This is a genomic window from Plasticicumulans acidivorans (assembly GCF_003182095.1).
In the GTDB taxonomy this organism is placed as follows: Bacteria; Pseudomonadota; Gammaproteobacteria; order Competibacterales; family Competibacteraceae; genus Plasticicumulans; species Plasticicumulans acidivorans.
In genome coordinates, this window is sequence record NZ_QGTJ01000006.1 from 171929 (window position 1) to 185170 (window position 13242).

The window sequence follows — 13242 nt, forward strand, 5'->3', positions numbered from 1 at the left end:
CGTGGAGCGACACACCATGCTGGAAAGCGCGGCATTGCTGAGCCTCGTCGAACGGACGGGGACCGATATCCTCACTATCGTCGAGGGACTGAGCGAAGAGGAATTCTTCCGCTCGCGGCTGACCCGTCAGGAGGTGCGCCGCCAGGTCTGCCTGCTGGCCTCGACGCTGGCCGGCGCACCGCCGCTGCTGCGCGAGCGGCTGCCGGAGCTGGCCTGGAACGACTGGGCGCGCACGGCGCTGATTCTCGGTGACGGCGCCGATGCCGCGCAGGAGCGACTGGCGCTGTGGCAGGCGCTCAACGTGCTGGTGGTGGAGACCTTGAGCTGGCTGCGCGTGCATCGCGAGAGCCAGCCCGAGCTGTTCGCCTTCGCGCCCTGACGCGCCTCAGTGCTGCTGGTACTGCTTCATCATCTGCTGCAGCTGCTGCACGTCCATGCCTTTGAGCGCCGGCACGCTGACCTCGCCGGGTTTCTGCCCGGGCTTGCATTCACCGAGCCAGCGGCCGTCGATCTGCATCGCGATCTGCTCGCGGCCGTGCAGCGGCGGCGCGAAGGTGGTCTGCATCTCGCCGCGGTAATGGGTGTCGAAGGCGCCTTCGAAGTAGCCGTGCGTGGTGGCCGTCGACTGCTGCACCTTGCAGACGGTGTCGACGAGGTAACGGTTGCCTTCGCGACGGATGTCGATCTTCTGACAATCGCGGCGTGCATGCTGGCGGCCTTGCTGCTCCCAGATGCGGTCGGTCTGCTGATCGACGCAGATCTGGGCCGCCGGCAGCGGCATCGGCATGCCGGCCATCGTCGCCTGTACTTCCCACAGGCCGGATTTGCGCTGCGGCATGTCGGCGGGCAGTTCGGCAGCGAACGCGTTCGGTGTGCAGGCGAGCAGGGTGGCGATCAGCGGTAGACGAAAGGCGGCTGGCATGGGAAAGGACTCCTGCAGGGTGACGATGGTGACTAAGGCGTGCGGCGGGCGGCGGAGTTCACGGCTTTGGTTCGCTCGGGCTCGGCGGCGTTTCGGCGGGCCTGTCGCGGCCGGGCGCGAGCCGGTCGAGTGTGGCGCGGATCTCACCGATCTCGCGGCGCAGCGTTGCCAGTTCTTCGTTTTCGCCGGCGCTCGACGGGCCGAGCAGCCAGGCGGCGATCAGGCCGGAGAGCGTGCCGAACAGGCCCACGCCGGCAAACATCAGCAGCGCACCGACGATGCGTCCGCCGTCGCTGACCGGATAGCGGTCGCCGTAGCCGACGGTGGTCACCGTCACCACCGCCCACCACAGCGCATCGGCCGGCGAATGGATGTTGCCGTCGGCGCTGGCCGCTTCGAAGCGCAGCACTGCGGCGGCGCCGGCGAAGATCAGCAGCAGCGAGACCGAGGCGACGGCGAGGAAGGCAGCGTTCGGGCGCTTCGACAGCACGAAGCTCATCACCGCGCGCGCGGCGCGGATCGCCCGCAGGATGCGGAATACCCGCGCCACGCGGCCGATCATCAGCACGTCGCTGACCGGGATGCTGGAGAGCAGGTCGATCCAGCCCCAGGTGCGCAGGTAGCGCCAGCGCGCCTGCGTGCGGGCGAGGTTCATCAGAAAATCGGCGAAGAAGAACACGCAGAGCACGTTGTCGCCGACATCGAGGATCTCGACCGTGGCCGTGTCGAGCGGCAGGAAGGTTTCCAGGCCGAGCGAGGCCAGCGCATACAGACACAGCGCCAGCATGAACAGTTCGTATGGCGACAGGTCGCTGTCGTCCCAGTCGTGTCGTGACAGGCGCAGAGCCATGTGTCTTGCTCCGTTCGCGGCGTGGGTCGGGCCCCGAAGCTTAGCCCGGATCGGCGCCGCACCGTCCACGCGGCCTTCAGGGATGCAGCTGCACGCGGCGGCCGTCGGGCAGCAGCATGTCGCCGGGGCGCAGGTCGGCCGGGCAGGGGCCGAGCCAGCGGCCGTCGAGCAGCACCTTCGTGGGCGCCATGCCGTGCTGCGCCGGCGTGTAGTGCGTCTGCAGCTCGCCGTGGTAGCGGCGGTTGAAGTCGCCTTCGAAAAAGCCCTCGGTGGTGCTCGTCGTCGCGGCGAGCCGGCATACCGCCCTGATCCGGTAGCGCTCGCCCTCGCGTCGGACTTCGACGCGCTGGCAGCGCTGTCCGCGACTCTCGTCGCGGGACAGCAGATCGTCGGTGGCGGCGTCGATGCACATGCGCATGGCCGGCGCACTGCCCGCCATCGACGCGATCGACACGGTGGTTTCCCACAGGCCGGGCCGGCGTGCGGGCAGTTCGCCGGCGCTGGCGGTGCCGGCGACGAGCAGCAGCAGCGGCAGCAGAGGGGAGGTGTGTGGCATCGGCACTGTCCGGGCGGTGACGAAGGGCGTTCAGTCGTGGATGACGATGGCACTCAGGCCGTTGCGCTCGGCCGCGGCGGCGAGGCGGCCGTCGTGCTTGATGGTGGCGATGAACAGGTTGAGGTAGTTCAGCCAGTCGAAGTCACCGCGGGCGATGGCCCAGGCGTAGGGGGTCGGCGCGAACGGCTGTGCCGGCTCGATGCGCTGTGCCCAGTCGTAGGTGGCGAGCATGCGCTGGCTGTACGGGTAGTCGGTCATGAACACGTCGGCGCGGCCGGCCTGGACCTCGTGCTCGCGTGCCAGCGGACCGTCGACGACCGACAGCGTGGCGTTCTTCAGCGTCTGCTGCATCACCGGCTGCATGTAGGTGCCGGCCTGCACGGCGACGATCACGCCCTTGCGGTCGATGTCCTCCCAGCGGCGGATGCGCGTCTGCGTGCGGGTGGCGATGGCATAGATGCCGGAGCTCAGGTGCGGCTGCGTGAACGTCAGGTCGCGCGCCCGGCGCAGCGTGGTGGCGATGCCGAACATCGCCACGTCACAGCGATCGGCCTGCAGGTCACTGATCAGCGTTGCGAAGCTCGAATCGACGAAGGTCAGCTGGGCGTCGAGTTCATGTGCCAGTTCACGGGCCAGGTCGATGTCGATGCCGCCGAGCATGCCAGTGCGCGGGTCACGGTAGGTGACGGCGAAATAGTCCGGCCAGATGCACACGCGCAGCTCCTTGGTTGCGAGGACTCGCTCGAGATGCGATGCCGCGGCTGCTACGCCACTCAAGGTGAGCAGCAGTCCCGCGGCCATGTGAATCAGTTGTTTTTTAAATACCGTCACTGGAGTGCACCTTCCAAAACTATAATCCGCCGCCACGCGCACACCCGCGCAGCGAGTGCCTGGCCGCAGACGATAGCGCCGATGCCTAATCTTCAACAGTCAGTGCCCGCCGATGCCCAATCCCATGCGCTTGCTGCATAAAGCCAGCACCGCAACCATCGTCTTCTGCACGTTCGTCGTGCTCATCGCCGCGGTGATGCTCGGGCGCAACCTGTATATCGGCTATGGACAGACGCTGAATGACGCCCTGCGCAACCAGGCGCAGGTCGCTCAGCTGCTGGAGGAGCACACTCGCCACTCCTTCGACAGCGTGGAACTGATGCTCAACAGCACCGCTGAACTGCTGCAGCGCACGACCCGGCCGACGGAGCGCACGGCGATCGATGCACTGCTGCGCGAACGCATCGTTGACGCGCCGCTGGTGCGCCAGCTGCTGCTGCTCGACGGCAGCGGCCGCGTGCTCGGTGATTCAGCGCCGCGTTCGCGCGCCAGCGAGGTCGAGGGGCTGGGCACGCGCGACTGGTTCGTGCTGGCCCACGAGGCGCCGGGCAGCGTGCGTCTGGCGCGTCCGGAGCGTGGCCGCTATTTCGGTGAAAACGCTGAGATCGCGGAGAGCAGCGGTCTGTGGCTGGTACCGATGGCCGCCGGCCTGCGCGGCGAAGGCTTCTCCGGCAGCGTGCTGGTGGCGGCGCTCAATCCAGACTACTTCCGCCGCTTTTTTTCTCCGCTCGGTCACGATCGGCCGTTGCGCATCTCGCTGTGGCTGATCGATGGCACGCTGCTGGTGCGCGAGCCGAACGATGCGGCGCTGCCGCCGGGTTTTCGCGATGCCCAGTGGCCGGCGGTGCGCGAGGCCCGTACCGGGCTCGGTCACGGTGTCGTCGAGTGGGACTCGCCGGCCGAGTCCAGCGTGCAGCTGATCAGCTTCCGCGCGACGATGCAGTGGCCGGTGATGCTGGGCGTCGCTCAGAGCAAGCAAGCCGCGCTGGCCGACTGGTACGCGACGCTGCGCGAGCAGGGCATCGTCGCCGGCGGCGCCCTGCTGGTCCTGCTGGTGTTTGCCCGCTCGCTGTTCATGCAGGTACGCCGCCGCGAGCGCATCGGTGCGCGCCTGAAGGCCGCGCTGGCGCTGCAGCGCGGGCTGCTCAACGCGATGCCGAGTCCGGTCTATTACAAGGATGCCGCGGGGCGCTACCAGGGCTGCAATCCGGCCTTCGAGGTGGCGTTCGGCGTCAGTGAGCGCGATCTGCAGCAGATGACCGTCAACGAGCTGCTGCCGCGTGCCAGCCAGGCGGCGCCGCATACGCTCGCCGATTCGGCGCTGTTCGAAGGCAGCAAAGATTCCTCGGCCTATGAAAGCCGCGTCGACTATGCCGACGGGCAGACGCATCACGTGCTGTTTCGCAAGGCGCCGTACCGCGACGACGACGGCCAGATCATCGGCCTGGTCGGCGTGATGACCGATCTGACCGAGTACAAAGCGCAGGAAGACACGCTGCGCATGATGTCGCTGGCCGTCGAGCAGAGCCCGGCCTCGGTGGTGATCACCGATCTGGGCGGCAACATCGAATTCGTCAACCGCAAGTTCGAGCTGGTCACCGGCTACTCGCGCGAGGAAGTCATCGGCCGCAAGCCGAGCCTGCTCAAGTCCGGCTACACGCGCGCCGAGCAGTACACCGATCTGTGGCAGACCATCAGTGCCGGCGGCGAATGGCACGGCGAGTTCCACAATGTGCGCAAGAACGGCGAGATGTACTGGGAATACGCCTCGATCTCGGCGATCCGCGGTGCCGACGGCCGCATTCACCATTACATGGCGATCAAGGAAGACATCACCGAGCGCAAGCGCCTCGAAGAAAAACTGCGCTTCCAGGCGAGCTTCGATGCGCTGACCGGGTTGCCCAACCGCGTGCTGCTGCTCGACCGCCTGCTGCACGAGCTGATTCGCGCCCGGCGCACGCGCACCGCGGTGGCGGTGATGTTCGTCGACCTCGATCACTTCAAGGAAATCAACGACGGCCTCGGTCATGCCGCCGGCGATGAGCTGCTGTGCCGCATGGCGCAACGCCTGTGCGACGCGGTGCGCGCCTGCGATACCGTCGGCCGCTTCGGCGGTGATGAATTTGTCATCGTGCTCTCCGACCTGCAGGCGCCGGAGTTCGCCGAGTTCAGCGCCCAGCGCATCCTGCGCTCGCTGATGCAGCCGCTCGACATCGAAGGGCACAGCGTGCAGTGCGGTGCCAGCATCGGCATCACGCTGGCGCCCGACGACGGCGATGACTGCGAGACACTGCTGCAGAACGCCGACAGCGCCATGTATCTGGCCAAGAGCGCCGGGCGTGGCGCCTTCCGCTACTACCGCCCACCGGTGCTGCGTCTGCCGCATCTGAGCCAGTCGACCCACTGAGCAGCATTCACGTACACGGCAGGTTTTGATCTGTCGCAAGCGAAAAGAATTTCGCTGAATGACGGCTGGTCACCTGTACGCAAGCGGGCTAGCGTAATGCGGCATGGTTTGCGCGATGCGGCTCATCGGGATCGGTCACGACTGGCGGGGCGACGACGCCGCCGGGCTGCTGCTGCTGCGTGCCCTGCAGCACAGGGCAGCGGCCGGCTGGCAGCTGTGTGCGGCGAACGGGGAGTGCGGCGAGCTGCTGACGCTGTGTGAGGACGCCGCGGCGGTGCTCGTCGTCGATACCGCCCGGGCGGCACTGCCGCCGGGCAGCCTGCTACGCCTCGATGCACTGAGCGCAGTGCTGCCGAGTACGGCAACGGTGTCGACCCATGCCGGTGGGCTGGCTGAAGCGATCCGCCTCGGGCGGGTCCTCGGCGGCCTGCCGGCGCGGCTCGAACTGCTCGCCATCGTCGGTGCCGATTTCACGCTGGGCGCGCCGGCGAGTGCGGCGGTGCGGGCGGCGGTGCAGCGTCTGGCGGCGGGGCTGGCCCGCAGCGAGCTGCCAGCGTTCGGGCTGACGCCGCCGCAGGGCGTGCGGGAGGAAGCATGAAGCGTCTGCATCTCGAAGGACTCGATGCCCTGTTCGGCGCGCTGCGCGGTGCCGGCTACACGCTGATCGGCCCGCGGCTGCGCGATCGTGCGATCGTGCTCGACGAACTCGAATCCGCCGCCGAGTTGCCGATCGGCTGGACCGACCGCGAGCAGGACGGTGGCCACTACCGCGTCGCCGCGCGCGGTGACGATGCACGCTTCGGCTACGTCACCGGCCCGCAGGGCTGGAAGCGCTGGTTGTTCCCGCCGCAGGAAGTGCTGCTGCGCGCCCGCCGTCTCGGTCAGGGCATGCGCATCGAAGCCGCGACCGTGGAGGCGCCGCGGCGGGCGTTCATCGGCGTGCGCGCCTGCGATCTGGCGGCGATCGCCGTGCAGGATCGCGTGTTCGTGCATGACCCCGGCTACCAGGCGCGGCGGGCGGCGTGCTTCATCGTCGCCGTCAACTGCACCGAGGCGGGCGGCACCTGTTTCTGTGTCTCGCAGGGCAGCGGACCGCGCGCCGGAGCAGGCTTCGATCTGGCGCTGACCGAGCTGTGCGGTGACGGCCAGCACCGGTTTCTGGTCGAGGCCGGTTCGCAGGTGGGCGCCACACTGCTCGATACGCTCGATGCCGTCGAGGCCACGGCCGCCGACCACGAAGCCCTTGAAGCCGGTCTCGCCCGCGCCCGCGGGCAGATGGGGCGCCGCATCGAACACGAGGGTCTGGCTGCCGCGCTGCGCGAGCACCTCGATCATCCCTACTGGCAGAAGGTCGGCGAGCGCTGTCTCGGCTGCGCCAACTGCACGCTGGTCTGTCCGACCTGTTTCTGTGCCGAGGTCGAAGACCGCATGAGCCTCGACGGCAGCGAGGCCGAGCGCGTGCGCCATTGGGACTCCTGCTTCAATCTCGAACATTCCTACGTCGTCGGCGGCACGGTGCGCACCAGTACCGCCGCACGTTACCGGCAGTGGCTGACCCATAAGCTCGCACACTGGGAGACGCAGTTCGGCGTGTCCGGCTGTACCGGCTGCGGGCGCTGCATCACTGCTTGTCCGGTCGGCATCGACATCACAGCGGAAGCCGCTGCGCTACGTCAGGCCTGAGCACGCCCCACCACAGGAGGAAAAGACCATGGGCGATATTGTGCGTATCCATCAAATGCTGGGTGAGCACCCGTTTCTCGGCGAGCTGCCGGAGTCCGTGCTGGAAACCCTGGCCGGCTGTGCCAGCAACTGCATGTTCGCCGCGGACTCGATCATTTTTCGTGACGGCCAGCCGGCCCAGCATTTTTACCTGCTGCGCTACGGCACCGTGTCGCTGGAAATACGCTCACCCGGCCGTGAAGCACTGCTGATCGACACCCTTTATGACGGCGACGTACTCGGCTGGTCGTGGCTGCTGCCGCCGTATCGCTGGAACATGGATGCGCACGCGATGACCGTGGTGCGTGCGCTGGCTTTCGATGCTGCCTGCCTGCGCAGCAAGGCCGAGGCCGATCCGGCGCTCGGCTACGAGCTGTATCGCCGCTTCGTGCCGGTGATGGGGCGGCGGCTGATGGCCGCGCGCATGCAGCTCGCTGACCTGTACGCCCGCCCGGTGAAGGCCTGCCGATGAGCACCGCCGCTGCCGATCCCGGCCTGTGGCTGCCGCGTCCGTATCGGGTCAGCCGCTGCAAGCGTGAGCTGTCCGATACCTTCACGCTGGAGCTGCTGCCGGCCGACGGCGAGGCGATGCCGGCGTTTCGCCCGGGGCAGTTCAACATGCTCTATGCCTTCGGCCTTGGGGAAGTACCGATCAGCATCAGCGGCGACCCGGACGCGATCGGCCCGCTGGTGCACACCATCCGCGCCGTCGGCCCGGTCACCGAGGCGATGCGCGCGCTGCAGCCGGCCGATGAGATCGGCGTGCGCGGCCCGTTCGGCAGTCACTGGCCGGTGGCCGATGCCGAGGGCATGGATCTGGTGATCGTCGCCGGCGGCGTCGGCCTGGCGCCGCTGCGCCCGGCGATCTACCACGCGCTGCGCCATCGCCGCCGCTATGGCCGGGTCTGCGTGTTCTACGGCGCCCGCACGCCGGACGACATCCTCTTCAAGACCGAACTCAAGCGCTGGCGTGGTGAGTTCGACATGCTGGTGGAAGTCACCGTCGATCGCGCCACCCGCGACTGGGCCGGCAAGGTCGGCGTCGTCACCCGGCTGGTCGAGGGCGGCGGTTACGACCCGCTGCACACCGTGGCGCTGATGTGCGGGCCGGAGGTGATGATGCGCTACACCTCCCGCGCCCTCGAAGCCCGCGGCGTGGCCCGCGAGCGCATGTATCTATCGCTCGAACGCAATATGAAGTGCGCTGTCGGCCTCTGTGGTCACTGCCAGTTCGGCCCGCATTTCGTCTGCAAGGACGGGCCGGTGTTCCGGCTCGACGCGATCGAATCCCTGCTCGCGGTGGACGAGTTATGAGCAAGAAACACCTGGATGCACCGCGCAAGCCGCGGCTCGCGGTGTTCAAGTTCGCCTCCTGCGACGGCTGCCAGCTGTCGCTGCTCGACTGCGAGGACGAGCTGCTCGCCGTGGCCGACGCCGTCGACATTGCCTACTTCCCGGAAGCCACCTCGACGATGCAGCCCGGCCCCTACGAGCTGGTGCTGGTCGAGGGCTCGATCACCACGCCGCACGACCGCCAGCGCATCCAGCAGATCCGTCGCCAGGCCCGCGTGCTGGTGACCATCGGTGCCTGTGCCACCAGCGGCGGCATTCAGGCGCTGCGCAATTTCCGCGACGTTGCCGAGTTCGCCCGTATCGTTTACGCGCGGCCGGAATACATCGACACGCTGGCCACCTCGACGGCGATCGCCGCCCATGTGCGCGTCGACTACGAGCTGCGCGGCTGTCCGATCGACAAGCAGCAGCTGCTCGGCACGCTGGCGGCGCTGCTGCATGGCCGCCGGCCGCCGCTGCCGCGCTACAGCGTCTGCGAGGAGTGCAAACGCCTGGGCCATGTCTGCGTGATGGTCGCCCACGGCACGCCCTGCCTCGGGCCGGTGACGCAGGCCGGCTGCGGTGCCCTGTGTCCGGGCTGCTCGCGCGGCTGCTACGGCTGCTTCGGGCCGAAGGAAGAACCCAACACCGCGGCGCTGTCGGCCCAGCTGGCCACGCTCGGCGTCGATGCGGCGGCGCGCACGCGGCTGTATCACACCTTCAACGCCGGCGCGGATGCCTTCCGCAAGGCGGGTGAGGCATGAGCGGCAAGACCCGCACGATCGAAGTCGACACGCTCGCCCGCGTCGAGGGCGAGGGCGCGTTGACCCTGCGCATCCACGGCGAGCGCCTGCTCAGTGCGGAATTCCGCATCTACGAGCCACCGCGCTTCTTCGAGGCGTTCCTGCGCGGGCGCGATTTCCGCGAGGCGCCGGACGTCACCGCGCGCATCTGCGGCATCTGCCCGATCGCCTACATGCTCGGCGCTTCGCAGGCGATGGAAATGGCCTGTGGTGTCCACGTCGACGGCACGCTGCGCGAGCTGCGCCGGCTGATCTACTGCGGCGAGTGGATCGAAAGCCACGTGCTGCACATGTTCCTGCTGCACCTGCCGGATTTCCTCGGCGTGCCCGATGCCGTCGCGCTGGCGGCAACGCACGGCGAGCTGGTCAAGGCCGCGCTGCGCGTGAAAAAGCTCGGCAACGAGATCATGCGCGTGGTCGGCGGCCGCGAGATCCACCCGGTCAACCTGCGCGTCGGCGGTTTCTACCGCGCCCCCGGGCGGACCGCGCTGCGCGCGCTGCTGCCGGAAATCGACTGGAGCCTGGGTGCGATGCGCGACGCGCTCGATCGCCTGGCCGGCCTCGACTTCCCGGATTTCAACACCGACTACGAATTCGTCAGCCTGCGCCACGCCGACGAGTACCCGATCACCGAAGGCCGCCTGCTCAGTTCCAAAGGCGTCGATCTGCCGGTTGCCGGCGGCTACGACGAACTGCTCACCGAGACGCATGTGCGCCATTCCACGGCGCTGCAGAGCCGGCGCAGCGACAGCGGCACGCCGGTGCATTTTGGCCCGCTGGCCCGCGTCAACCTCAATCGCGACCGGCTGCCCGGCGAACTTGCCGAGCTCGCCGAGCGTGTCGGCCTCGGTGAGATGTGCGGCAACCCGTTCAAGGCGATCCTCGCCCGCGGCATCGAAGTGCTGTACGCGCTGCAGGAGGCCGCGCGCCTGATCGAGCACTACCGTGAGCCCGAGGCGGCGGCGCTCGACGTCACACCGCGCGCCGGCACCGGCTACGGCGCCACCGAAGCGCCGCGCGGTATCTGTTACCACCGCTACACCATCGACGCCGCCGGCCTGATCGAAGACGCCAAAATCGTCGCGCCGACCTCGGTCAACCAGCGCCAGATCGAAGCCGACCTGTTCCACTTCGCGGAAGTCCGCCTCGACCAGGACGACGACACCCTGCGCCACGGCTGCGAACAGCTGATCCGCAACTACGACCCCTGCATTTCCTGCTCGACCCACTTCCTCGACCTGCGGCGGGTGAGGCTGTAGGCGGGGCGGCTGCATTCCCCTGCAACAACAGCGCCCGGAGTCCTTCTCCCACGCGGAGAAGGACTCCGGGCGCTGGCAGCCTTTTTCCTCCGGTGGCGCGGGCGGGGAGAGAGCCTGCCGGCGCGCGGGCTATTTGTCCGACAGCAGCATCGGCTGGCCGACCGTGGTAATGAGGTTGTCGCGGCGTTGCAGGAACACCAGTTCGCCGGACTCGATCTTGCCGGCGATGAGCTTGAGGTGCTGGATTTCGACGCCGACGGTGCGTCCGCCACAGCCGAAGGCGCGGAAGCTCAGCGTGCCGGCGTCGCCGTGCTTGATGGTGCTCGGTTCGATGCGCGCGCCGTTGCGGCAGTCGCTGTCGAGGGCGACGGTGCCACGGCCGTCGTCGGTCAGGTGGATGGCGACGGCGTAGGCCGAGCCGCCGCGCAGGCCGCCGCCGGTGAAGGTCAGCGCGTCGGTGGGGGTGCCTTCCGGGCGCATATTGGCGGCGCAGCCGGCGAGAAGCAGCAGCGCGAGACAGGTGGTGAGGCGGCGGGGCATCGGCGGGCTCTCCGGTCTGGAAGCGAAAAGCGCGATTGTTTCGCCTCGGGCCGCGGGCGTCGAGCCTCGTCGAACGGCTGGTCGTGCGTGCCCGTGGTCTCAGTGCTCGCGCAGCCGTGGCATCAGCGCGACGAAATTGCAGTGCCCGCGCCGGCTGTCGAGCTGCTCGGCGAGGATGCCGTCCCAGGCGGTGCGGCAGGCGCCGGTCGAACCGGGTAGCGCCACCAGCAGCGTGCCGTTGGCGACGCCGGCCAGCGCGCGGGAAAACGCCGCCGCGGCACCGATCTCCTGATACGAAAGCTGGCGGAACAGCTCGCCGAAGCCTTCGAGTTCCTTGTCGAGCAGGGGGCGCAGCGCCTCCGGGGTGCGATCGCGCCCGGTCGGGCCGGTGCCGCCGGTGATCAGCACGGCTTCGACGGCCTCGTCGGCGATCCAGCCGCTGAGCACCGCGCGCTGGCGATAGATGTCGTCGGGCACCAGCGCGCGCGCGGCCAGGCTGTGGCCGGCGTCGAGCAGGCGTTCGACCAGCAGCGCGCCGGAGCCGTCCTCGTCGAGGCCGCGCGAGTCGGAGACGGTGAGCACGGCGATGTTGAGCGGGCGGAACACGCCGCTCGGGCAATGGTGGGGCATCGGGAGACCTCGGCACGGAACGGTTGGCGATTGTTCGGTGCGCGGGCGCGGCCGCCTTTGATGAGCGTCAACTCGCTATCGCGACTGCCTCTTCAGAGGTAGGGTGCCGCCTGCCTGCGGGCGCATTCACCGGATTTGAAGAGGTTTCGCATGTTCGAGGTGGCAGTCATCTGTCTGGTGGCGACGGCTTTGATGGCCTACGTCAATCACCGCTTCATCGGTTTGCCGACGACGATCGGCGTGATGATCATCGCGCTCGGCCTGTCGCTGCTGCTGATCGGGCTGGATGCGGTGGGTGTCGGCGTGCTGCGCGATTACGAAGAGTCGCTGCTCGCGCGCATCGATTTCACCGAGGTGCTGATGCAGGGCATGTTGTCGCTGCTGCTGTTCGCCGGTGCGCTGCACGTCGATCTGAGCAAGCTGCGTTCGCTGCGCTGGCAGGTCGGCCTGCTGGCGGTGTTCGGCACGTTGCTGTCGACGCTGTTCGTCGGCTTCACGCTGTGGCTGGTGCTGCCGTGGCTCGGTCTGTCGCTGTCGCTGGTCTGGTGCCTGCTGTTCGGTGCGCTGATCTCACCGACCGACCCGATCGCGGTGATGGGCATCCTCAAGTCGGCCGGCGCACCGAAGAACCTCGAACTGCTGATCGCCGGCGAGTCGCTGTTCAACGACGGTGTCGGCGTCGTGCTGTTCGCGATGCTGCTGGCGACGCTGCACAGCGGCGTGGCGCCGCACTGGCAGGAAGCCGGCCTGCTGCTGCTGCACGAGGCCGGCGGCGGCATCCTCTTCGGCCTGCTGCTCGGCTACATCGCCTACCGTCTGCTCAAGAGCATCGACAGCTATCAGGAAGAAGTCCTGATCACGCTGGCGACGGTGCTCGGCGGCTACGCGCTGGCCAATCGCCTGCACGTGTCCGGGCCGCTGGCGATGGTGGTGATTGGTCTGCTGATCGGCAACCACGGCCGCGCGCTGGCGATGTCGGAGCGCACCCGCCACCACGTCGATCTGTTCTGGGAGCTGCTCGACGAAATCCTCAACGCCGTGCTGTTCGTACTGATCGGCCTGGAGGTCATCCTCGTCAGCTTCAACGCCGGCGTGCTGGTGGCGGCGCTGGTCACCGTGCTGATCACGCTGGCGGCGCGGCTGCTGTCGGTGTCCTGTCCGGCGGGGCTGTGCCGGCGGCGCTTCGGGCTGCCGGCGGGTTCATGGAAGGTGCTGACCTGGGGCGGCTTGCGCGGCGGTATTTCAGTGGCGCTGGCGCTGTCGCTGCCGGTCGGCGCCGAGCGCGATCTGGTGCTGGCGCTGACCTATGCCGTCGTCGTCTTCTCGATCCTGGTGCAGGGGCTGTCGATCGGCCGGGTGACGCGCTACGCCATCGGCACCGCGTCCTGAG

At 68.3% G+C, this 13242-nt stretch carries 15 protein-coding genes; 9 read left to right on the top strand and 6 right to left on the bottom strand.

Translation table 11 applies throughout. From position 1 onward, the window contains the following. The first annotated feature begins 16 nt into the window (after positions 1-16). Entirely contained in the window at positions 17-379 is a 363-nt protein-coding gene (locus tag C7443_RS11810; protein WP_110018821.1) for a hypothetical protein, read from the top strand. A 6-nt stretch (positions 380-385) separates the two neighbouring features. Here the strand turns inward: C7443_RS11810 and C7443_RS11815 are convergent, their stop codons facing one another. The 4 genes from C7443_RS11815 to C7443_RS11830 all read right to left on the bottom strand — a co-directional run bounded on the left by C7443_RS11815 (position 386) and on the right by C7443_RS11830 (position 3042). Further along, entirely contained in the window at positions 386-922 is a 537-nt protein-coding gene (locus C7443_RS11815; protein ID WP_110018822.1) for a DUF3617 domain-containing protein, read from the bottom strand. 58 nt (positions 923-980) lie between these two features. Next, on the bottom strand, positions 981-1772 hold the full coding sequence (locus C7443_RS11820; RefSeq protein WP_110018823.1) for an ion transporter: 792 nt from the start codon (positions 1770-1772) through the stop codon (positions 981-983). A gap of 76 nt (positions 1773-1848) precedes the next feature. Then, positions 1849-2328, bottom strand: a complete 480-nt coding sequence (locus tag C7443_RS11825; protein ID WP_110018824.1) for a DUF3617 domain-containing protein — start codon at positions 2326-2328, stop codon at positions 1849-1851. Between the two features lie 30 nt (positions 2329-2358). Continuing rightward, complete coding sequence (locus tag C7443_RS11830) at positions 2359-3042, bottom strand: ABC transporter substrate-binding protein (RefSeq protein WP_246004636.1); 684 nt, start codon at positions 3040-3042, stop codon at positions 2359-2361. A 241-nt stretch (positions 3043-3283) separates the two neighbouring features. Between C7443_RS11830 and C7443_RS11835 the strand changes: the two genes are divergently transcribed. From C7443_RS11835 to C7443_RS11865, 7 genes are all read left to right on the top strand, one after another. Continuing rightward, complete coding sequence (locus C7443_RS11835) at positions 3284-5566, top strand: bifunctional diguanylate cyclase/phosphodiesterase (protein WP_170123593.1); 2283 nt, start codon at positions 3284-3286, stop codon at positions 5564-5566. 115 nt (positions 5567-5681) lie between these two features. Next, complete coding sequence (locus C7443_RS11840) at positions 5682-6164, top strand: hydrogenase maturation protease (RefSeq protein WP_170123594.1); 483 nt, start codon at positions 5682-5684, stop codon at positions 6162-6164. Continuing rightward, positions 6161-7249, top strand: coding sequence for a 4Fe-4S dicluster domain-containing protein (locus C7443_RS11845; protein WP_110018828.1), 1089 nt, complete (start codon positions 6161-6163; stop codon positions 7247-7249). The genes C7443_RS11840 and C7443_RS11845 overlap by 4 nt, the downstream gene beginning before the upstream one ends. 28 nt (positions 7250-7277) lie before the next feature. Further along, positions 7278-7760 carry a cyclic nucleotide-binding domain-containing protein gene (locus tag C7443_RS11850; RefSeq protein WP_110018829.1) on the top strand — a complete coding sequence of 161 codons (483 nt, stop codon included), beginning with the start codon at positions 7278-7280 and terminating at the stop codon, positions 7758-7760. Continuing rightward, positions 7757-8602: an FAD/NAD(P)-binding protein gene (locus C7443_RS11855; protein ID WP_110018830.1), complete on the top strand. Its 846-nt coding sequence runs from the start codon at positions 7757-7759 to the stop codon at positions 8600-8602. The genes C7443_RS11850 and C7443_RS11855 overlap by 4 nt, the downstream gene beginning before the upstream one ends. After that, positions 8599-9384 (top strand): NADH-quinone oxidoreductase subunit B family protein, encoded by a 786-nt coding sequence (locus C7443_RS11860; RefSeq protein WP_110018831.1) that lies wholly within the window; start codon positions 8599-8601, stop codon positions 9382-9384. The genes C7443_RS11855 and C7443_RS11860 overlap by 4 nt, the downstream gene beginning before the upstream one ends. After that, positions 9381-10682 (top strand): Ni/Fe hydrogenase subunit alpha, encoded by a 1302-nt coding sequence (locus C7443_RS11865; protein ID WP_110018832.1) that lies wholly within the window; start codon positions 9381-9383, stop codon positions 10680-10682. Before C7443_RS11860 ends, C7443_RS11865 begins: the two co-directional genes overlap by 4 nt. A 129-nt stretch (positions 10683-10811) precedes the next feature. Here the strand turns inward: C7443_RS11865 and C7443_RS11870 are convergent, their stop codons facing one another. Beyond that, positions 10812-11222 carry a hypothetical protein gene (locus C7443_RS11870; protein ID WP_110018833.1) on the bottom strand — a complete coding sequence of 137 codons (411 nt, stop codon included), beginning with the start codon at positions 11220-11222 and terminating at the stop codon, positions 10812-10814. 99 nt (positions 11223-11321) lie between these two features. Then, on the bottom strand, positions 11322-11852 hold the full coding sequence (gene moaB / locus C7443_RS11875; RefSeq protein ID WP_110018834.1) for a molybdenum cofactor biosynthesis protein B: 531 nt from the start codon (positions 11850-11852) through the stop codon (positions 11322-11324). A 150-nt stretch (positions 11853-12002) separates the two neighbouring features. Here moaB and C7443_RS11880 point away from each other — a divergent pair, with 150 nt between their 5' ends. After that, positions 12003-13241, top strand: a complete 1239-nt coding sequence (locus C7443_RS11880) for a cation:proton antiporter (protein WP_110018835.1) — start codon at positions 12003-12005, stop codon at positions 13239-13241. The last annotated feature ends 1 nt before the right edge of the window (position 13242 follow it).

Excerpts from the sequence above, each read along its gene's own strand:
- C7443_RS11810 (WP_110018821.1), top strand. The coding sequence starts at position 17 with ATGCTGGAAAGCGCGGCATTGCTGAGCCTCGTCGAACGGACGGGGACC.
- C7443_RS11815 (WP_110018822.1), bottom strand. The coding sequence starts at position 922 with ATGCCAGCCGCCTTTCGTCTACCGCTGATCGCCACCCTGCTCGCCTGC.
- C7443_RS11820 (WP_110018823.1), bottom strand. The coding sequence starts at position 1,772 with ATGGCTCTGCGCCTGTCACGACACGACTGGGACGACAGCGACCTGTCG.
- C7443_RS11825 (WP_110018824.1), bottom strand. The coding sequence starts at position 2,328 with ATGCCACACACCTCCCCTCTGCTGCCGCTGCTGCTGCTCGTCGCCGGC.
- C7443_RS11835 (WP_170123593.1), top strand. The coding sequence starts at position 3,284 with ATGCGCTTGCTGCATAAAGCCAGCACCGCAACCATCGTCTTCTGCACG.
- C7443_RS11840 (WP_170123594.1), top strand. The coding sequence starts at position 5,682 with ATGCGGCTCATCGGGATCGGTCACGACTGGCGGGGCGACGACGCCGCC.
- C7443_RS11845 (WP_110018828.1), top strand. The coding sequence starts at position 6,161 with ATGAAGCGTCTGCATCTCGAAGGACTCGATGCCCTGTTCGGCGCGCTG.
- C7443_RS11850 (WP_110018829.1), top strand. The coding sequence starts at position 7,278 with ATGGGCGATATTGTGCGTATCCATCAAATGCTGGGTGAGCACCCGTTT.
- C7443_RS11855 (WP_110018830.1), top strand. The coding sequence starts at position 7,757 with ATGAGCACCGCCGCTGCCGATCCCGGCCTGTGGCTGCCGCGTCCGTAT.
- C7443_RS11860 (WP_110018831.1), top strand. The coding sequence starts at position 8,599 with ATGAGCAAGAAACACCTGGATGCACCGCGCAAGCCGCGGCTCGCGGTG.
- C7443_RS11865 (WP_110018832.1), top strand. The coding sequence starts at position 9,381 with ATGAGCGGCAAGACCCGCACGATCGAAGTCGACACGCTCGCCCGCGTC.
- C7443_RS11870 (WP_110018833.1), bottom strand. The coding sequence starts at position 11,222 with ATGCCCCGCCGCCTCACCACCTGTCTCGCGCTGCTGCTTCTCGCCGGC.
- moaB (WP_110018834.1), bottom strand. The coding sequence starts at position 11,852 with ATGCCCCACCATTGCCCGAGCGGCGTGTTCCGCCCGCTCAACATCGCC.
- C7443_RS11880 (WP_110018835.1), top strand. The coding sequence starts at position 12,003 with ATGTTCGAGGTGGCAGTCATCTGTCTGGTGGCGACGGCTTTGATGGCC.